This is a genomic window from Sphingobium sp. FW305-3-2-15-F-TSA7 (assembly GCF_058787155.1).
Map to the genome: position 1 here is coordinate 76,497 of NZ_JBYSZM010000029.1, position 17,349 is coordinate 93,845.

19 protein-coding genes are annotated in these 17,349 nt (G+C 65.2%); 8 read left to right on the forward strand and 11 right to left on the reverse strand.

Going from position 1 to position 17,349, the window contains the following annotated elements; translation table 11 throughout:
• Positions 1-59: 59 nt before the first annotated feature.
• The 3 genes from AC3WN8_RS21240 to AC3WN8_RS21250 all read right to left on the reverse strand — a co-directional run bounded on the left by AC3WN8_RS21240 (position 60) and on the right by AC3WN8_RS21250 (position 3,750).
• Positions 60-1,265: a CaiB/BaiF CoA transferase family protein gene (locus AC3WN8_RS21240; RefSeq protein WP_492671478.1), complete on the reverse strand. Its 1,206-nt coding sequence runs from the start codon at positions 1,263-1,265 to the stop codon at positions 60-62.
• Positions 1,266-1,372: 107 nt separating this feature from the next.
• Positions 1,373-2,548 (reverse strand): acyl-CoA dehydrogenase, encoded by a 1,176-nt coding sequence (locus AC3WN8_RS21245; protein WP_492671479.1) that lies wholly within the window; start codon positions 2,546-2,548, stop codon positions 1,373-1,375.
• Between the two features lie 200 nt (positions 2,549-2,748).
• Positions 2,749-3,750, reverse strand: coding sequence for a fumarylacetoacetate hydrolase family protein (locus AC3WN8_RS21250; protein ID WP_492671480.1), 1,002 nt, complete (start codon positions 3,748-3,750; stop codon positions 2,749-2,751).
• 173 nt (positions 3,751-3,923) lie between these two features.
• Between AC3WN8_RS21250 and AC3WN8_RS21255 the strand changes: the two genes are divergently transcribed.
• Positions 3,924-5,078 (forward strand): acyl-CoA dehydrogenase family protein, encoded by a 1,155-nt coding sequence (locus AC3WN8_RS21255; protein WP_492671481.1) that lies wholly within the window; start codon positions 3,924-3,926, stop codon positions 5,076-5,078.
• A 10-nt stretch (positions 5,079-5,088) separates the two neighbouring features.
• On the opposite strand, the gene AC3WN8_RS21260 is transcribed toward AC3WN8_RS21255, so the two are convergent.
• Positions 5,089-6,129, reverse strand: a complete 1,041-nt coding sequence (locus AC3WN8_RS21260) for a rod shape-determining protein (protein ID WP_492671482.1) — start codon at positions 6,127-6,129, stop codon at positions 5,089-5,091.
• A gap of 244 nt (positions 6,130-6,373) precedes the next feature.
• Here AC3WN8_RS21260 and AC3WN8_RS21265 point away from each other — a divergent pair, with 244 nt between their 5' ends.
• Together AC3WN8_RS21265 and AC3WN8_RS21270 are read left to right on the forward strand one after the other, a co-directional pair.
• Positions 6,374-6,805 carry an ester cyclase gene (locus AC3WN8_RS21265; RefSeq protein ID WP_492671483.1) on the forward strand — a complete coding sequence of 144 codons (432 nt, stop codon included), beginning with the start codon at positions 6,374-6,376 and terminating at the stop codon, positions 6,803-6,805.
• The gene (locus AC3WN8_RS21270) at positions 6,802-7,386 is read left to right on the forward strand and encodes a TetR/AcrR family transcriptional regulator (RefSeq protein ID WP_492671484.1); all 585 of its coding nucleotides are present in this window, start codon (positions 6,802-6,804) and stop codon (positions 7,384-7,386) included. Before AC3WN8_RS21265 ends, AC3WN8_RS21270 begins: the two co-directional genes overlap by 4 nt.
• Here AC3WN8_RS21270 and AC3WN8_RS21275 read toward each other — a convergent pair.
• Positions 7,383-8,048, reverse strand: a complete 666-nt coding sequence (locus tag AC3WN8_RS21275) for a nitroreductase (RefSeq protein ID WP_492671485.1) — start codon at positions 8,046-8,048, stop codon at positions 7,383-7,385. The genes AC3WN8_RS21270 and AC3WN8_RS21275 overlap by 4 nt on opposite strands.
• 103 nt (positions 8,049-8,151) lie before the next feature.
• Between AC3WN8_RS21275 and AC3WN8_RS21280 the strand changes: the two genes are divergently transcribed.
• Genes AC3WN8_RS21280 through AC3WN8_RS21290 form a run of 3 tightly spaced genes read left to right on the forward strand, consistent with a single transcriptional unit; the run spans position 8,152 to position 10,570 of the window.
• Positions 8,152-9,321 carry an acetyl-CoA C-acetyltransferase gene (locus AC3WN8_RS21280; protein WP_492671486.1) on the forward strand — a complete coding sequence of 390 codons (1,170 nt, stop codon included), beginning with the start codon at positions 8,152-8,154 and terminating at the stop codon, positions 9,319-9,321.
• A 23-nt stretch (positions 9,322-9,344) separates the two neighbouring features.
• Entirely contained in the window at positions 9,345-10,130 is a 786-nt protein-coding gene (locus AC3WN8_RS21285) for an SDR family NAD(P)-dependent oxidoreductase (protein ID WP_492671487.1), read from the forward strand.
• Positions 10,130-10,570, forward strand: coding sequence for an acyl-CoA thioesterase (locus tag AC3WN8_RS21290; RefSeq protein ID WP_492671488.1), 441 nt, complete (start codon positions 10,130-10,132; stop codon positions 10,568-10,570). Before AC3WN8_RS21285 ends, AC3WN8_RS21290 begins: the two co-directional genes overlap by 1 nt.
• A gap of 49 nt (positions 10,571-10,619) precedes the next feature.
• Here AC3WN8_RS21290 and AC3WN8_RS21295 read toward each other — a convergent pair whose 3' ends face one another.
• Together AC3WN8_RS21295 and AC3WN8_RS21300 are read right to left on the reverse strand one after the other, a co-directional pair.
• Positions 10,620-11,408 (reverse strand): crotonase/enoyl-CoA hydratase family protein, encoded by a 789-nt coding sequence (locus AC3WN8_RS21295; protein ID WP_492671489.1) that lies wholly within the window; start codon positions 11,406-11,408, stop codon positions 10,620-10,622.
• A 22-nt stretch (positions 11,409-11,430) separates the two neighbouring features.
• The gene (locus AC3WN8_RS21300; protein ID WP_492671490.1) at positions 11,431-12,975 is read right to left on the reverse strand and encodes an acyl-CoA synthetase; all 1,545 of its coding nucleotides are present in this window, start codon (positions 12,973-12,975) and stop codon (positions 11,431-11,433) included.
• Between the two features lie 147 nt (positions 12,976-13,122).
• Here AC3WN8_RS21300 and AC3WN8_RS21305 point away from each other — a divergent pair, with 147 nt between their 5' ends.
• Both AC3WN8_RS21305 and AC3WN8_RS21310 read left to right on the forward strand, forming a co-directional pair.
• Positions 13,123-13,548 carry a PaaI family thioesterase gene (locus AC3WN8_RS21305; protein ID WP_492671491.1) on the forward strand — a complete coding sequence of 142 codons (426 nt, stop codon included), beginning with the start codon at positions 13,123-13,125 and terminating at the stop codon, positions 13,546-13,548.
• Complete coding sequence (locus AC3WN8_RS21310; protein ID WP_492671492.1) at positions 13,545-13,931, forward strand: PaaI family thioesterase; 387 nt, start codon at positions 13,545-13,547, stop codon at positions 13,929-13,931. Before AC3WN8_RS21305 ends, AC3WN8_RS21310 begins: the two co-directional genes overlap by 4 nt.
• 30 nt (positions 13,932-13,961) lie before the next feature.
• Here AC3WN8_RS21310 and AC3WN8_RS21315 read toward each other — a convergent pair whose 3' ends face one another.
• From AC3WN8_RS21315 to AC3WN8_RS21330, 4 genes are all read right to left on the reverse strand, one after another.
• Entirely contained in the window at positions 13,962-14,750 is a 789-nt protein-coding gene (locus AC3WN8_RS21315) for an SDR family oxidoreductase (RefSeq protein WP_492671493.1), read from the reverse strand.
• A gap of 11 nt (positions 14,751-14,761) precedes the next feature.
• Positions 14,762-15,904, reverse strand: a complete 1,143-nt coding sequence (locus AC3WN8_RS21320) for an acyl-CoA dehydrogenase family protein (protein ID WP_492671494.1) — start codon at positions 15,902-15,904, stop codon at positions 14,762-14,764.
• Between the two features lie 40 nt (positions 15,905-15,944).
• Positions 15,945-17,081, reverse strand: coding sequence for an acyl-CoA dehydrogenase family protein (locus AC3WN8_RS21325; RefSeq protein WP_492671495.1), 1,137 nt, complete (start codon positions 17,079-17,081; stop codon positions 15,945-15,947).
• A 42-nt stretch (positions 17,082-17,123) separates the two neighbouring features.
• Positions 17,124-17,349, reverse strand: a 226-nt coding sequence (locus tag AC3WN8_RS21330) for an acyl-CoA dehydrogenase family protein (protein ID WP_492671496.1), incomplete at its 5' end; no start/stop codon positions are given.

Below are 17,349 nucleotides of genomic sequence, written 5' to 3' on the forward strand. Positions count from 1 at the left end.
TGCCAATTCTTGTTATTATATTTCAACGCACATTGCGAGAGGGAAGTTGCGATTTGGCTTCAGATCACCCCGGATTCGGCCAGGCGATCGAGATCGGATTCACCTAACCCCAACAGATCAGACAATATTTCTCGACTATGCTCACCCAGCATCGGCGGCGCCTCCGGCGCCGGACCGGGCGTCGCGGACAAACGGTGCGGACTGCGCACGCCGGGAATCGGTCCGCGCGGACTCGGCATCGACAGCTTCAGCCCGCGATGCTCGGCCTGGGAATCGGCGAAAGTGGCATCGAGCGAATTGATCGGGCCGCAGGGTACCGCACAGCGCGACAGCGCCGCCATCCATTCCGCGGTGGTGCGGCCGGCAAGGATATTTTCCAGGATCGGCTCGAGCGCGCGGCGGTTGATCGTGCGCAGCGCATTGGTGACGAATCGCACATCGTCGGCAAGCGCCGCCATGCCGGCTTCGCGTACGAAGCGCGCAAATTGCCCGTCATTGCCGATCGCGAGAATGATGTAGCCGTCCCGCGTCGGAAAGGTCTGATAGGGCGTGATCGACGGATGTTCGTTGCCGATCCGGCCCGGCGCCTCGCCCGACACAAGATAGCCCGTCGCCTGATTCGCCATCGACGCGACCGCGACGTCGAACAACGCCATGTCGATCTGCTGCCCCTCCCCCGTCGCCTCGGCATGGCGGAGCGCGGCGAGGATCGCGATCGTGGCGTTGAGCCCGGTCAGCACGTCGACGAGCGCAACGCCGACGCGATAGGGCTCGCCGCCGATCGGCCCGGTGACGCTCATCAACCCGCTCATGCCCTGGATCATGAAGTCGTAGCCGGCTTCGTGTGCGCGCGGCCCATCCTGCCCGAAGCCGGTGATCGAGCAATAGACCAGAGCCGGATTGACGGCCTTCAGCGATTCCCAGTCGAGACCATAAGCGGCAAGGCCGCCCAGCTTGAAATTCTCGACGACGATATGGGATCTGGCGGCGAGCGCGCGGACCAGCGCCTGGCCCTCCGGATTGGCCATGTCGATCGTGACCGATTTCTTGTTGCGGTTGGGCGCGAGATAATAGCTGCTGGTGATCCGATCCCCGGCCTCGTCCTCGAACCAGGGCGGACCCCAGCCACGCGTGTCGTCCCCGGCGCCCGGCCGTTCGACCTTGATCACCTCGGCACCGAGATCGGCAAGCTGCATCGTCGCCCAGGGCCCCGCGAGCACGCGGGAAAGATCGAGGACGCGGACGCCGTTGAGGGGTGAGGTCACATTGGTCTCCGTTCAAAAGACCCCGTTCGTCCCGAGCGAAGTCGAGGGACGTACGCGCAGGCGTGTCTCGACTTCGCTCGACACGAACGGAGTTATCTCCGTCCCACTCAGCTAAACGCCTGAATCCCCGTGATCGCGCGGCCGAGGATCAGCGCGTGGATATCGTGGGTGCCTTCATAGGTGTTCACCGTTTCCAGGTTCACGACATGACGGATGACGTGGAATTCGTCGGCGATGCCGTTGCCGCCGTGCATGTCGCGCGCCACCCGCGCGATATCGAGCGCCTTGCCGCAATTGTTGCGCTTGATGAGACTCACCATCTCCGGCGACCATGTGCCCGCGTCGATATTACGCCCGACCGCCAGCGCAGCACCAAGGCCGAGCGCGATCTCGGTCTCCATATTGGCCAGCTTCAATTGCGGGATCTGGTTGGCGGCGAGCGGCCGGCCGAACTGCTTGCGATCGAGCATATATTGCCGCGCGCGATGGAAACAGTCTTCCGCCGCCCCCATCGATCCCCAGGCGATGCCGTAGCGCGCCTTGTTGAGGCAGCCGAACGGACCGCCGAGACCGCGCGCATTGGGCAGCAGATTCTCCTCGGGAACGAACACGTCGTCCATCACGATCTCGCCGGTGATCGAGGCACGCAGGCTCATCTTGCCTTCGATCTTCGGCGTCGAAAAACCGTCCATGCCGCGTTCGAGGATGAAGCCGCGGATCACACCGTCGAGCTTCGCCCAAACCACCGCGACATCCGCGATCGGCGAATTGGTGATCCACATCTTGGTGCCGGTCAGGCGATAGCCGCCATCGACCGCGACCGCGCGCGTCTTCATGCTGCCCGGATCCGATCCGGCATCGGGCTCGGTCAGGCCGAAGCAGCCGACGATCTCGCCGCTGCCCAGCCGCGGCAGATAGGTTTCGCGCTGCGCCTCCGACCCATAGGCATGGATCGGATGCATGACGAGCGACGACTGGACGCTCATTGCCGAACGATAACCCGAATCGACACGCTCGACGGCGCGGGCGATCAGCCCATAGGCGACATGGCTGACGCCGGCGCAGCCATAGCCGTCGATCGTCGCGCCGAGCAGCCCGAGTTCGCCGAGTTCGCTCATGATCTCGCGGTCGAACCGCTCCTCGCGCGTCGCCGAGAGCACGCGTGGCAGCAGCTTTTCCTGCGCATATTGTTCCGCAGTGTCGCGGATCATCCGCTCGTCGTCGGTCAGTTGCGCGTCGAGCAGCAGGGGGTCGTCCCAGCGAAAGGGCGTGAAAGCGGCCATTGGTGGCTCCCGTCGGTCAAATACTGCTCTGGCTATGCCGGAGCCGGACGGGATCGCCAAGTATCACAAACCCACTCGCTCGCTTCGAGCAGCGTCGAGCCTGCCGATACGCGCCCGTCGAGAAGCACCGTGACGAGCCTTCTCGACTGCGGTTCTCGGCAAGCTCGAACCTGCGCTCGAAACAAACGGTAGAAAATATACTAGCCGACCGTCTGCTCGATCACGCCGAAGATCGGGTGGTGGCGCTCATCCTCCATCCAGATGCGCACGCTATCGCCCGCCTTCAGGAACGGCGTTTCGGCCTTGCCCGACTGGATCGTCTCGACGGTGCGCACTTCGGCGATGCAGCTATAACCGAGCCCGCCCTGCGCCACCGGCTTGCCGGGGCCGCCGGCCGCATCGCGGTTGGAAACCGTGCCCGAACCGATGATCGTGCCGGCGCCCAGCGCGCGCGTCTTCGCGGCATGCGCGACGAGCGTGCCGAAATCGAAGGTCATATCGACACCCGCATCGGCGCGACCGAAAGGCTTGCCGTTCAGATCGACCATCAGCGGGCCGTGAAGCTTGCCGTCATTCCAGCGCGCGCCGAGGCTTTCGGGCGTCACGAACACCGGGGACATGGCGCTGGCGGGTTTCGACTGGAAAAAGCCGAAGCCCTTGGCGAGCTCGCCGGGAATCAGGTTGCGCAGCGAGACGTCGTTGGTCAACCCGATCAGCCGGATCGCGGCAAGCGCCTGCTCGCGGCTGGCGCCCAGCGGTACGTCGCCGGTGACGACCACCACTTCGGCCTCCATATCGCAGCCCCAGCTCTCATCGGCGAGCGGGATCGGGTCGCGCGCGCCCAGGAAACCGTCCGATCCGCCCTGATACATCAACGGATCGTGCCAGAAGCTCTCTGGCATCTCGGCGTTGCGCGCCTGCCGGACGAGCGCGACATGGTTCACATAGGCCGAGCCGTCGGCCCATTGATAGGCACGCGGCAATGGCGACGCGGCCTCGCGTTCATGGAAGCGTTCGCGCGGAATCGCGCCATGTTCCAGATCGGTCGCCAAATTCTCCAGATCGCCCGACAATTGATCCCAATCGTCGAGCGCCGCCTGAAGCGTCGGCGCAATATGGGCCGCATCGGCGTACCAGGCGAGATCGTTGGATACGACGACGAGCCGGCCATCACGTCCGGATTTCAGGCTGGCAAGCTTCATAGGGATCCTCTCCAAATGCACCGCATGGGGTTCAGGCGGCATCTAGTATCAATTGAAACCAAATCTGTCCACGGGCCGGCAATTGACGAAAACGGAAAGTCACTTGACCTTAACGTCAGCTTGGGCTTCGCTGCGATCAATATCCAGACAAATCCCCTGAGAGGAAAGAGCCCATGTCCCTCGACGCCCTCGCGCGCACCGCATATTCCGAAGATCACGAGGCTTTCCGCGACACAGTCCGCCGTTTCATGCAGGAAGAAGTGGCGCCCAACGCGGCAAAATGGGACGAAGCCGGCATCGTCGACAAGGCGATCTGGACCAAGGCCGGCGAACTCGGCCTGCTCTGCCCCACCGTGCCAGAGGAATATGGCGGGCTCGGCCTCGATTTCGGCTATAATGCCATCGTCGACGAGGAAGCCGCCTATCATGGCGGCGTCACGCTGGGTTTTTCGCTGCATTCGGACATCGTTGCCGGCTATCTCACCGCTTATGGGTCCGAGGAGCAGAAGAAGCAGTGGCTGCCCAAGCTGGTCTCGGGCGAAGCCGTCACCGCGATCGCCATGACCGAGCCGGGCACCGGATCCGATCTTCAGAGCATCCGCACCACCGCGCGCAAGGACGGCAATCATTATGTCGTCAACGGATCGAAGACCTATATCACCAACGGCCAGAATGCCGATCTGATCCTGGTCTGCGCAAAGACCGACACCGAGGTGCAGCCGGCATGGAAGGGCGTCTCGATCATCCTGGTCGAGGCGGATCGCGAAGGCTTCAAGCGTGGCCGCAATCTCGACAAGATCGGCATGGACGCCGCCGACACGTCGGAGCTGTTCTTCGAGGATGTCCGCGTGCCCATGACCAATTGCCTGGGCGAGGAAGGCAAGGGTTTCATCTATCTGATGAGCGAACTACCGCAGGAGAGGCTGTCGATCGCGGTTTCCGCCCAGGCTTCGGCGCAGCGGGCCTTCGACGAGACCGTCGCCTTCACCAAGGATCGCAAGGCGTTCGGCAAGCCGGTCTTCGATTTCCAGAACACCCGCTTCACCCTGGCCGATCTCAAATCCAAGCTGCAGGTCGGCTGGGCGCATCTCGACTGGGCGCTCACCCGCCACAATCGGCGCGAACTGACCGCCGAGGAAGGGGCCGCCGCCAAGCTGTGGCACACCGAGCTGCAATGGGAGATCATGGACAAATGCCTCCAGCTCCACGGCGGTGCCGGCTATATGAACGAATATCCGATCGCCCGCGCCTGGCGCAGCGCGCGCGTGACGCGGATTTTCGGCGGCACCAACGAGATCATGAAGGAACTGATCGGGCGCAAGCTCTGAGGATTTGCGATCAGGCGGGCGTCAGCACGCCGCGATAGGCCGGATCCTCGAGCGCGCGGCCGGCGCCCTTGGCGACGCAGATCAGCGCTTCCTCGGCAACCGCGACGGGCAGGCCCGTCGCCACCGCCATCGCCTCGTCGATGCGACGGAGCAGCGCGCCGCCACCGGTCATCACGATGCCGCGATCGACGATGTCGGCGGCGAGTTCGGGGGGCGTGTTCTCCAGCGCGGCACGAACCGCGCCGATGATCTGGCTGACCGGTTCCGCGATCGCCTCGGCGATCTCGGCCTCGGTCACGCGAATCTCCTTGGGAATGCCGGCGACGAGATCGCGTCCCTTGACGCTGATCGTCAGACCTTCGCCCTCGGGCATCACGGCGCTGCCGATCTCGAGCTTGATCCGCTCCGAGGTCGCCTCGCCCACCATCAGATTATGCTTGCGGCGGATCGAGGCCGAAATCGCCTCGTCCATCTTGTCGCCGCCGACGCGCACCGAATTGCTATAGGCGAGCCCGCGCAGCGACAGCACGGCGACTTCGGTCGTGCCGCCGCCGATATCGACGACCATCACGCCCACCGGCTCGATCACCGGCAGGCCGGCGCCGATCGCGGCAGCCATCGGTTCCTCGATCAGGAAGATCTTGCTCGCGCCCGCATTGGTCGCGGCATCGCGGATCGCGCGACGCTCGACCGTCGTCGAGCCCGATGGCACGCAGATCGCGATTTCGGGCCGGCGCGGCAGGCGGGACGCGCCGCCATGCGCCTTGTCGATGAAATGCTTGATCATCTGTTCGGCGACGTCGATGTCGGCGATCACACCATCGCGCAACGGGCGGATCGCCTCGATATTGGCGGGGGTCTTGCCCATCATCAGCTTGGCATCGGCGCCGACCGCGCGAACCTTGCGGACGCCGTCGCGAGTCTCGAGCGCGACGACCGACGGTTCGTTGAGCACGATGCCATGATCGCGAACATAGACCACCGTGTTCACGGTCCCGAGATCGATGGCCATATCGTGCGAGGCCAGCTTGAAGAAACGCGAAAAGAACATGGATGGAAACGCTACCCTGAACGGTCGGCAAGCGACTGGGCGGCTTGGGACAATATCCCCTTGCCGTTGGTCAGGCTTGTGAGGCGCAGCGTGCGCCGTCAATCGCAGAGTGCGTCCGAGCGGGCGGTTATCGCGGCGGAACGTCGCCTTTCCGCGAGACTGGCCTACACACATTGAGAAAATAGTATTGAAATGAGATTTAAGTCTCATTAATGAGCGCCATCGACGCTGATTGGAGAGTGGCATGGCACTGACGCACGAACAGATGGACAGGAAGCTCGACGAGCATTTCCGCTATGAAGCGCAGGACGATGTCGAGGGCGTGCTTCGGACGCTCACCATGGATGTCGAGCATGACATTGTCGGCGCGCCGACCGGGCCGACCCATGGGCCCGAGGCTGCCCGCGGCTTCTACGAGTCGCTTTTCGCCGACCTGTCCGACGGCACGGTCGAGACGCGGCGGCGGCTTTATGGCGACAATTTCATGGTCGACGATTCGATGTGGCGCGGCCGTGCGCCGGGCCGCCCATTCGGGATCGAAGGGCAGGATCGGCCGCTCGCATTCCGGCTGCTCCATGTGCTGGAATTCGCCGAGAGCGGCGACATCAAGCGCGAGAATGTCTGGATCGATCTCGCCGCGATCCTTCAGCAGCTTTCGCCCGCCTCCGCCGCGTGAGTCGCGGCAACCAGCGGCGCCGGACGCGCAAGGACCTGCTGCAGGCGGCGGCCCGGCTGATGAAGACCGGCAAGACCCCGACGCTCGAGGAGATTGCGGAGGAAGCGCTCGTCTCGCGCGCGACCGCCTATCGGTATTTTCCGGGGCTCGACGCACTGCTGCTCGAAGCGTCGCTCGACGTCGCCGTGCCCGGTCCGGACGAGATATTCGGCGGCGACACGAGCGGCGACGTCGTGGCGCGACTGATGCGGGTCGACTCGGCGCTGCACGACATGATCGCGGCGAACGAACCGGCGCTGCGCGCGATGCTGGTCCATTCGCTGCAGCGGAGCATGGCCGAGGGCGAAGTGCCGGCGCGACAGAATCGGCGCACTCCGTCGATCGAAGCCGCGCTCGATCCCGTGCGCGATCGCCTCGATCGCGACGCGGCAGCCATGCTGACCCACGCGATCGCGCTGGTTATCGGCATCGAGGCGGTCGTGGTGCTCAAGGACGTGCTGCAGCTCGACGACGATGAAGCCCGCGCGGTGCGCGCCTGGACGATCGCGGCGCTCACCGCGGCGGCGCGCAAATCGTCCTAGTCGAGAAAGCGCGCCCAGTCCCCGATCGGCGCACGCTCGGTCACCAGCCGGTTCGCCGGCTGGTCCGGATCCTCATGGCCGATCGCCATCCCGCAGAACAGCATCCGTTCCACCGGCGTGCCGAGGAACCCGGTCACCGTCTCCGGATAGACCGCCCAGCATTCCTGCGGGCAGGTGGCGAGCCCGGCCTCGACGGCGAGCAGCATCACGCTCTGCAGGAACATGCCCAGATCCGACCATTGCGGCGGCCCCATCTGCCGGTCGACGGTGCAGAAGATCGCGGCGGGCGCGCCGAAGAACTGGAAATTGCGCGCAAACCATTGCCGGCGCGCGGGCTTGTCCTCACGCGGTATGCCGATATGCGCGTACATCGCCTCCCCCACCGCGAAGCGGCGGTCGCGATAGGGCGCGGTCAGCTTGGGCGGATAAATGTCATAGGCATGCGCCTCGCCCTCGCCCGATGCCAATCGCTCGCGCATCAGCGCTTTCAGCCGATCCATCGATCCGCCGGTCACCACATCGATATGCCAGGGCTGGAGATTGCCGCCGCTCGGCGCGCGCGCCGCTTTTTCCAGGATCCCGCGGATGACCGCCGGATCGACCGGCGTGTCGAGAAATCCGCGGACGGAGCGCCGTGCGGCAATTGCTTCACCAACAGTCACCGCAATCACTCCATATAAATGTCGACGATAGCCCCCTTGCCAACGTTGACGTAAACGGCAAGAGGATTTCGAGACCCCCTTCGAGTCCGACAGGAGAGCCCCGATGTCCACAGCCTATATCGTCGAAGCCGTTCGCACCGCCGGAGGCCGCCGTGGCGGCAAGCTCGCCGGATGGCACCCCGCCGACATGGCCGGTCAGGTGCTCAATGCCATCGTCGATCGGACGGGGATCGACCCGCGCGCGATCGACGACGTGATCATGGGCTGCGTCAGCCAGGCCGGAGAACAGGGATTCCAGGTCGGCCGCGGCGCCGTGCTCGCATCGAAACTGCCCGAAAGCGTGCCGGCCGTCACGATCGACCGCCAGTGCGGCTCGTCGCAACAGGCGATGCAATTCGCCGCCCAGGCGGTGATGAGCGGTACGCAGGACGTGGTGATCGCCGCCGGCGTCGAAAGCATGACGCGCGTGCCGATGGGTTCCACCGCAGCACTCTTCGCGCAGGCCGGACTCGGCACGTCGAAGAGCCCGGGCCAGGAAACCCGCTATCCCGGCGTCCAGTTCAGCCAGTTCATGGGCGCGGAGATGATCGCGAAGAAATACGGCTTCGGCCGCGATCAGCTCGATGCCTATGCGCTCGAGAGCCACAAGCGCGCCATCGCGGCGACCGAGGCCGGCGCCTTCGCCAGCGAGATCGTCGCGCTCGACGTCGAGACGCCCGAAGGCACGATCCGCCATGATCGCGACGAAGGCATTCGTTACGACGCGACGCTCGAAAGCATCGGATCGGTCAAGCTGCTCCAGGAAGGCGGCGTGATCTCGGCTGCCAATGCCAGCCAGATCTGCGACGGATCCTCGGCGGTGCTGATCGTTTCCGAACAGGCGCTGAAGGATCACGGCTTGACGCCGATCGGCCGGATCCATCACCTGACCGTCACCGGCGGCGATCCCGTCATCATGCTCGAAGAACCGCTGTTCGCGACCGAAAAGGCGCTGAAGCGCGCGGGCATGTCGATCAACGATATCGACCTTTACGAAGTCAACGAGGCGTTCGCGCCCGTCCCGCTCGCCTGGCTGCAGCATGTCGGCGGCGATCCGGCGAAGATCAACGTCCATGGCGGCGCGATCGCGCTCGGCCACCCGCTCGGCGCGAGCGGCACCAAGCTGATGGCGACGCTGATCAACGCACTGAAACGCCATGGCGGCAAATATGGCTTGCAGACGATGTGCGAAGGCGGCGGGCTCGCCAACGTCACCATCGTCGAACGCTTCTGAACGAAAACAAGGGAAACAAGACCATGATCATCGAAAACGGCATTGCCGCCGTGGTGACCGGCGGTGCGTCCGGCCTGGGCGCCGCGACCGCACGGGCGCTGGCCGCCAAGGGCGCGAAAGTCGCACTGTTCGATCTCAACGCCGAAAAGGGCGAGGCCGTAGCGGCCGAGATTGGCGGGTTGTTCTGCGCGGTCGACGTGACCTTGGAAGAGAGCGTCGATGCCGGCTTCGTCAAGGCGCGTGCGGCGCACGGGCAGGAACGCATCCTGGTCAATTGCGCCGGCATCGCCAACGGCATCAAGACCGCGAGCCGTTCCAAGGAAGACGGCAGCATCAAGCATTTCCCGCTCGATGCGTTCGAGAAGATCGTCCAGATCAACCTGATCGGCACGTTCCGCTGCATCGCCAAGTCGGCGGCCGGCATGATGACGCTCGATCCCCTCGACGATCTGGGCGAACGCGGTGCGATCGTGAACACCGCGAGCGTCGCCGCCGAAGACGGGCAGATCGGCCAGGCGGCCTATTCGGCGTCCAAGGCCGGCGTGCTCGGCATGACGCTGCCGATCGCCCGCGACCTGATGGGTGAGGGCATCCGCATCAACACCATCCTGCCCGGCATCTTCGAAACGCCGCTGCTGATGAGCCTGCCCGAAAACGTCCAGCAGGCGCTTGCCGCATCGGTGCCCTTCCCCAAGCGGCTCGGCCGTCCGGCGGAATATGCGCAGCTCGCGCTCACCATGATCGAGTGCGGCTATTTCAACGGCGAGGACGTCAGGCTGGACGGCGCGATCCGGATGGCGCCGCGCTGATGGCACGGCCCGAAGGCTGGCGGCTCGAACGGGCCGCCTACCCCTTCAGCTGTACGACCGAGACGCGGTTTCAGGACCTCGACATACTCGGCCATGTCAACAATGTCGCCATGGCGGCCCTGTTCGAAAATGGCCGGGTCCGTTTCAATCGCTCGCTCGGCCTGTTCGACCGCCGCCGCAAGGGCGAGCGCTGGCTGATCGCAGCGATTTCGATCAACTATCTCGCCGAAGCGCATTTCCCCGACGATATCGAGATCCTGTGCGGGGTCGGCATGATCGGCACGCGGAGCTGGCGGATCGACTCGGCCGCTTTCCAGAACGGCGCCTGCGTCGCGACCTGCGACACCAGCATCGTACTGACCGGCCCGGACGGATCGGAACCGCTGCCCGACGACATGCTGGCGGCATTGACGGCGCAGATGGTGCGGCAACCGGGCTGAGCTCAGCCCGCGCAGCCTTGATTCCGGGAATGGGCCGCAAGGCGCATATTCAGTCGTTGAACCGTGGCGCGCGCTTTTCGAAATTGGCCCTGACCGCTTCCACCTGATTGGGCGTGCGGATCACGCGGGCCTGCTCCTCGCTCTCCGCCAGCAGGACCGCTGCCGCATCGCCCTCGGCCGCTGCATTGTAGAGCCGCTTGGCGCCGCGGATCGCATCGGGGTTGCGTGCCGCGATCTCGCGCGCCAGCACCGTGGCGATGGCATGCGGATTCTCCGCGGTCCGCGTGACGAAGCCCAGCCCCACCGCTTCCTCGCCGGAAAATTCGCGATTGGTGTAGGTCAGTTCGCGCAGCACATCGTCGCGCACCAATGTCCGCCACAGCGCCACCCCGGCCATGTCGGGCACCAGCCCCCATTTCATCTCCATGATCGACAGGCGCGTCTCCGGATGCGCGATGCGGATATCGGCGCCCGACATGATCTGGAATCCGCCGCCAAAGGCGACGCCGTGCACCGCGGCGATGACGGGCACGGGCAAAGTCCGCCAGCCCCAGGCGACCTGCTGAAAGAGATTGGCGAGCCCATGGGTGCGCGCCGTGAGATCGAGGCCGTTCGATGCACCGCCCGATGCCATGCTCGCCATATCGAGCCCCGCACAAAAGCCGCGCCCTTCGCCCGAAAGCACCACCGCGCGCAGCCCCGGGGTCGCGCCGAGCGTCTCGATCGCCGCGGCGATTCCCGCCAGCATCGCGGGATCGAGCGCATTCATCTTGTCGGCACGGCTGAGGCGGACGTCGGCGACGCCCTGGTCGATGGCGATGGTGACACGGTCGTTCATGTTTGGACTCCGGACGAATCGATCAGACAATGCGGCTGTCCGCCTTGCCCCAATATTGGTCGCGCAACAGCCGCTTGTAGAGCTTGCCGGTCGGATGGCGCGGCAGTTCCGCGACGAAATCGATCTGACGCGGCACCTTGAGCCCCGACAGGCTGTCCCGGCACCAGGTGGTGAGTTCGGCGGCCAGTTCCTCGCCGGCCTCCGCCAGGTCGACGGGCTGGACGATCGCCACGACGCGCTCGCCCATATCGGGGCACGGCGCGCCGATCACCGCGACGTCGGCGACGCGGGGATGGGTGACGAGATGATTCTCGATTTCCTGCGGATAGATGTTCACGCCGCCCGAGATGATCATGAAGCTCTTGCGGTCGGTGAGGTAGAGATAGCCCTCCTCATCCAGCCAGCCGATATCGCCCACCGTGCGCCAGCCATGCCGGTTCGCCGCGTCCGCGGTCTTGCCCGGATCGTTGTGATAGGTGAATTCGGTCCCGCCTTCGAAATAGACCATCCCTTCGCTGCGCACCGGCAGCTCATTGCCGTCCTCATCGCAGATATGCGCGACGCCATAGGCCGATTTGCCGACCGAGCCCCGGTGAGTCAGCCATTCCGGAGAGCGGATCGCGGTCATGCCGATCGCTTCCGACGCCGCATAATATTCGTCGATCACCGGCCCCCACCAGTCGATCATCGCCTGCTTGACCGGGACCGGGCATGGCGCCGCGGCATGGATCGCCGAGCGGAGCGACGACACGTCATGGCTGGCGCGCACCTCCCCGGGCAGTTTGAGCATGCGGATGAAATGGGTGGGCACCCACTGGCTGATATTGATGCGATACCGCGCGATCATGGCCAGCGCCTGCTCCGGATCGAAATGCGCCATCATCACCACCGTCCCGCCCAGCCGGTGGACCGCCATGCTCCAGCGCAGCGGCGCGGCATGATAAAGCGGCGCCGGCGAGAGGTAGATGCTCTCCGCATCGAAGCCGAAAACCCCCTGCGCGATCATCGTCAGCGCATTTGGCGTGTCGATCGCGCTGCCGGGCGGCGGCCCCTGGCGGATGCCCTTGGGACGGCCGGTCGTGCCCGAGGAATAGAGCATGTCGGTGCCTGCGCCCTCGTCGGCGATCGGCGTTTCCGGTTCGGCCCCGGCCTCGGCGATCCAGTCGCGCCATCCCGGGGCGCGCGTGCCGATCAGGAAGCGGGGAAGATCGGGGAAAAGATCGGGCAGCGCCACAAGCGCATCCCCAACGCCCTCCGACGCGACCAGCAGCTTCGCGCCGCTGTCGCGCACGATATAGGCGATTTCCGGCGATGTCAGACGTGCCGAGATGCAGGCATAATAGAGGCCCGAGCGTTGTGCGGCCCAGGCGAGTTCGAAGAAGCGGATATGATTGTCGAACAGGAAGGCGATGGTGTCCCCCTGCTTCATGCCCATCCGCCGGAACAGATGCGCGCCCTGATTGGAACGCGCGTCCAGCGTGCGATAGTCGATCGCCTCGCCGGTATCGCCGAAGATGACCGCGGGCTTCAGCGGCGTGGTGCGGGCATGATGGCTCGGATGGGTCAATCGGCTCTCCGCTGCGACAGGTCGCATCGCCTGTCCCTTCCGTAAACGTCATCCTAGCGCCACCGCGCGTGATGTCACCTGCCATCGGCGAAAATTCGATCGGCCGTCCGCGTTGCAGAGCCCGACGGTCGGCGCTACGCGAGAGCCATGGAGTTCGATCCGCCACGGTTTCTCAAGCTGGCCCGGCAGCACGGCCACAATGCGGTGCTCGGCATCGAATATCAGGCGCATGGCGACGACTGGATAGAACTGGTCCTGCCCTATGCACCGCAGCTGGTCGGCGATCCCGAGACAGGGATCCTCGCATCGGGGCCGATAGTGGCGCTGATGGACATGGCGACGAGCATCTCGATCTGGGTGAAGAGCGGCACTTTCCAGCAACAGGCGACGCTCGACCTGCGCGTCGATTATCTGCGGCCCGCGACGCCGGGCAAGGCCGTGATCGGACGCGGCCAATGCTATCGCATCACCCGCAACATCGCCTTCATCCGCGGGCAGGCGCATGACGGCGATCCCGACGATCCCCTGGCGCATGTCGCCGGCACCTATATGTTCACCGGTCCTTTGAAATGACGTGGCTGCCGCCCTATGCCGAGATGCTCGGCCTTTCGCTCGACGGGCATGAAAATGGCGCGCCGATCCTGATGATGCCGTTCGGCGTGAGCGTCACCGGTCGGCCCGGCTTCCTGCACGGCGGCGCGATCGCCGGCATGCTCGAAATGGCGGCGATCAGCGCATTGCACGCCGAACTCAAGGGCGAAGCGAAGCCGCGCTTCAAGCCGATCAACATCACCGTCGATTTCATGCGCGGCGGCCGGGAGAAGGAGACGCGCGCCGTCGGCGTGCTCACCCGCGTCGGCACGCGCATCGCCAATGTCGAAGCCTTTGCCTGGCAGGACGACCGCGACAAGGTGATCGCGGCCGCGCGGATGAATATCCTGATCTCGCGCGATTAGGGGGTTGGTCCGGCAGGACCGGACACCCGCTCAAGGATCGATGCTGCCGCCCACCTGCGCATTGACGATGCCGCCATCGACCGCGATCGTCTCACCGATCACATAGTCGCCGGCCCGGCTGGCCAGGAACACCGCGGTCGCGGCAAGATCATCCGGAACACCGATACGGCCCGCTGGAATCCGCTGTGCGACCGAATCGCCATGATCACGCGCCGCGCGGTTCATGTCCGACGCGAAAGCGCCGGGCGCGATCGAAGTGACGTTGATATGATCCTTCACCAGCCGCGCCGCGATGCGCTTGGTAAGGTAGATCAGCCCCGCCTTGGATGCGTGATAGCTGTAGGTTTCCCAGGGATTGAGCCGCAGCCCGTCGATCGAGGTGATGTTGATCACCTTGGCGGGCCGGTCGGGCGACGCAGCGGCCTTGAGCGCACCATGCAGCGCCTGGGTCAGGAAGAAGGGCGATTTGAGGTTGAGGTCCATCACCTTGTCCCAGCCGACCTCGGGAAAATCCTCGAAGGGCTCGCCCCAGGCCGCGCCGGCATTGTTGACGAGGATGTCGAGCCGCGGCTCGCATTCGTTGAATTCGGCCGCCAGCGCCTTGCAACCGGCAACGGTCGAGACATCGTGCGGCAGCGCGATGCAATTGGGGCCGAGTTCCGCGGCCGCCTCCGCACAGGCATCGGCCTTGCGCGACGAGATATAGACCTTCGCACCCTGGGCAATGAAGCCCTCGGCGATCCATTTGCCGATATTGCGCGATCCGCCGGTGACGAGCGCGACCTTGCCCTCGAGGCTGAACAGGTTGGCGATGTTCATGAGATTTCCCCTTATCCGCCGCGCTTGATGGTTTCGCGGGCAATGACGATCTGCTGAATCTGGCTGGTGCCTTCGTAGATGCGGAACAGGCGGACGTCGCGGTAGAGCCGCTCGATCCCATAATCCGAGATATAGCCGGCGCCGCCGAAGATCTGGACGGCGCGATCGGCGACGCGGCCGACCATTTCGGATGCGAACAGCTTGACCGCCGCCGCCTCCATCGTCGTGTTCTCGCCCGCATCCTTCTTCGTCGCGACGTCGAGCACGAAGGCGCGCGCGGCAAGCGCCTCGGTCTTCGAATCGGCGATCATCGCCTGGACCAGCTGATGCTCCGCGATCGGCTTGCCGAACTGCTTGCGTGTCGTGGCATAGGCGACACTGTCGGCGATCAGCCGCTCGGCCACGCCCACACAGACCCCGGCGATATGCAGGCGCCCGCGATCGAGCACGCGCATCGCGACCTTGAACCCGTCGCCCTCGGCGCCGAGCATGTTCTCGGCGGGCACGGGGACGTCGTCGAGGATCACGTCGCAGACATGCGCGCCATGCTGCCCCATCTTCTTCTCGGGACTTCCGATCGACAGGCCGGGCAGGTCGGCGGGCACCAGGAAAGCCGACACGCCGTGCGCACCCTCCCCGCCCGTTCGCGCCATCACCGTGAAGAGCGACGCCTTGTCGGCATTGGTGATGAAGCGCTTGGTGCCGGTCAGTCGATAGACGCTGCCATCGCGCACGGCACGCGTCTTCACCGCCGCGCCGTCGGATCCGACGTCGGGCTCGGTCAGCGCGAAGCTGGTCACGATCTCGCCCGTCGCGATGCGCGGCAGCCATTTGGCCTTTTGCTCGGGCGTGCCCGCCATCACCAGCCCCTGGCTGCCGATGCCGACATTGGTGCCGAAGGCGGAGCGCATCGCCGGGCTGGTGCGGCCGAATTCGAAGGCGAGCTTCAATTCCTCGGTCATCGACAGGCCGAGACCGCCATAGTCCTCCGGGATCGACATGCCGAACAGGCCGAGCGCCTTCATCTCCGCGACGAGATCCTCGGGAATCTCGTCGACATCCGCAACCTCCGCCTCACGCGGGCGGAGCCGTTCGGCGACGAAGCGGCGGACGCCGTCGCAAAGCGCGTCGAAGATTTCGGGATCCAGCGCCATTCGCTTCGCTCCTATCCTCCCCCTTTGACGGGGCGCCGGCTCAATATCCGTGCGCGCGCGCGACCTGATCGGTGTGGAAGTTGACGTCGCCCATGAATTCCTGAAGCGCGCGGTCGCGCTTCATATAGAGGCCGATGTCATATTCGTCGGTCATGCCGATGCCGCCATGCATCTGGACACCCTCGCGCACGGCAAGGCCGGCGGCCTGGCCAGCCTTGGCCTTGGCGACCGACACCATCAGTTCGGCGTGCTTGCTGCCTTCGTCGAGCATCTGCTGCGCCTTGAGCACGGCGGCGCGCGCCACCTCCATCTCCGAATAGAGATGCGCCGCGCGATGCTGCAGCGCCTGGAACTCGCCGATCAGCCGGCCGAACTGCTTGCGCTGCTTGAGATAATCGACGGTCATGTCCATCGCCGCCGCGCCGACGCCGACCATCTCCGACGCCGCACCGGTCCGGCCCGCGCGCAGCAGCCGCGCGAGCACCGCCCAGCCCTGATCGACTTCGCCGATCACCGCATCGGCATCGACCGCGACGCCATCGAAGGCGACATGCGCGGCCATCGCACTGTCGACCAGCCGCGCCGCTTCCATAGACAGGCCCGCCGCATCCTTGCCGACCGCGAACAGCGTCAGGCCATCCTGTTCGCCCGCGCTGCCCGCCGTGCGCGCGGCGACGATCAGCATGTCGGCAGAGGCGCCCTGGATCACGAACTGCTTGCGGCCGGTCATCCTGAAGCCGTTGCCCGAGCGCTCGGCCTTCATCGCGATCGCGGCGGGATTGTGCTTGGCGCCTTCGTCGATCGCCAGGCCCAGCACCGTCTCACCGGAGAGGATGCCCGGAAACCAGCGCTCGCGCAGCGCCGCATCGGCGGCCTTCAATGCTTCGACGCCGGCGACCGACGTCGTGAGGAAGGGCGAGGGCGACAGGTTGCGGCCAATCTCCTCGAGCACGATTCCCGCCTCGACATGGCCAAGGCCCAGCCCGCCCTGATCCTCGGGCACGAGGATGCCGGTGAAACCCATCTCGGCGAATTGTTTCCACAGATCGTGCGAAAAGCCGTCCTTGCAGTCCATGTCGCGGAACTTGCGGAAATGCGTGGTCGGCGCCTCGGTCTTCATGAAGCCGGCGGCGGCGTCCTTGAGCATCGCCTGATCTTCGGTGTGGTAAAGTGGCATGTCTTCGTCCTTCGGTCCGCGCAGCGCGTAGGATTGGAATGGTCAGGCGCCGGGCAGGTCGAGGATGCGCTTGGCGACGACGTTGAGCATCACTTCGCTGGTGCCGCCCTCGATCGAATTGGCCTTGGTACGCAGCCAGGCCCGCGCCTTGCCGCCGCCGCCCGAGGCCTCGCTTTCCCATTCGAGCGCATCCGATCCGCCCGCCGCCATCACCAGCTCGTTGCGGCGCTTGTTCAGTTCGGTGCCGAAATATTTCATCATATTGGGC

What these genes read in the sequence shown, in the direction of transcription:
- AC3WN8_RS21245 (WP_492671479.1), bottom strand. Translation starts at nt 2,548, where the DNA reads ATGGCCGCTTTCACGCCCTTTCGCTGGGACGACCCCCTGCTGCTCGAC.
- AC3WN8_RS21250 (WP_492671480.1), bottom strand. Translation starts at nt 3,750, where the DNA reads ATGAAGCTTGCCAGCCTGAAATCCGGACGTGATGGCCGGCTCGTCGTC.
- AC3WN8_RS21255 (WP_492671481.1), top strand. Translation starts at nt 3,924, where the DNA reads ATGTCCCTCGACGCCCTCGCGCGCACCGCATATTCCGAAGATCACGAG.
- AC3WN8_RS21260 (WP_492671482.1), bottom strand. Translation starts at nt 6,129, where the DNA reads ATGTTCTTTTCGCGTTTCTTCAAGCTGGCCTCGCACGATATGGCCATC.
- AC3WN8_RS21265 (WP_492671483.1), top strand. Translation starts at nt 6,374, where the DNA reads ATGGCACTGACGCACGAACAGATGGACAGGAAGCTCGACGAGCATTTC.
- AC3WN8_RS21280 (WP_492671486.1), top strand. Translation starts at nt 8,152, where the DNA reads ATGTCCACAGCCTATATCGTCGAAGCCGTTCGCACCGCCGGAGGCCGC.
- AC3WN8_RS21285 (WP_492671487.1), top strand. Translation starts at nt 9,345, where the DNA reads ATGATCATCGAAAACGGCATTGCCGCCGTGGTGACCGGCGGTGCGTCC.
- AC3WN8_RS21290 (WP_492671488.1), top strand. Translation starts at nt 10,130, where the DNA reads ATGGCACGGCCCGAAGGCTGGCGGCTCGAACGGGCCGCCTACCCCTTC.
- AC3WN8_RS21295 (WP_492671489.1), bottom strand. Translation starts at nt 11,408, where the DNA reads ATGAACGACCGTGTCACCATCGCCATCGACCAGGGCGTCGCCGACGTC.
- AC3WN8_RS21305 (WP_492671491.1), top strand. Translation starts at nt 13,123, where the DNA reads ATGGAGTTCGATCCGCCACGGTTTCTCAAGCTGGCCCGGCAGCACGGC.
- AC3WN8_RS21310 (WP_492671492.1), top strand. Translation starts at nt 13,545, where the DNA reads ATGACGTGGCTGCCGCCCTATGCCGAGATGCTCGGCCTTTCGCTCGAC.
- AC3WN8_RS21315 (WP_492671493.1), bottom strand. Translation starts at nt 14,750, where the DNA reads ATGAACATCGCCAACCTGTTCAGCCTCGAGGGCAAGGTCGCGCTCGTC.
- AC3WN8_RS21320 (WP_492671494.1), bottom strand. Translation starts at nt 15,904, where the DNA reads ATGGCGCTGGATCCCGAAATCTTCGACGCGCTTTGCGACGGCGTCCGC.
- AC3WN8_RS21325 (WP_492671495.1), bottom strand. Translation starts at nt 17,081, where the DNA reads ATGCCACTTTACCACACCGAAGATCAGGCGATGCTCAAGGACGCCGCC.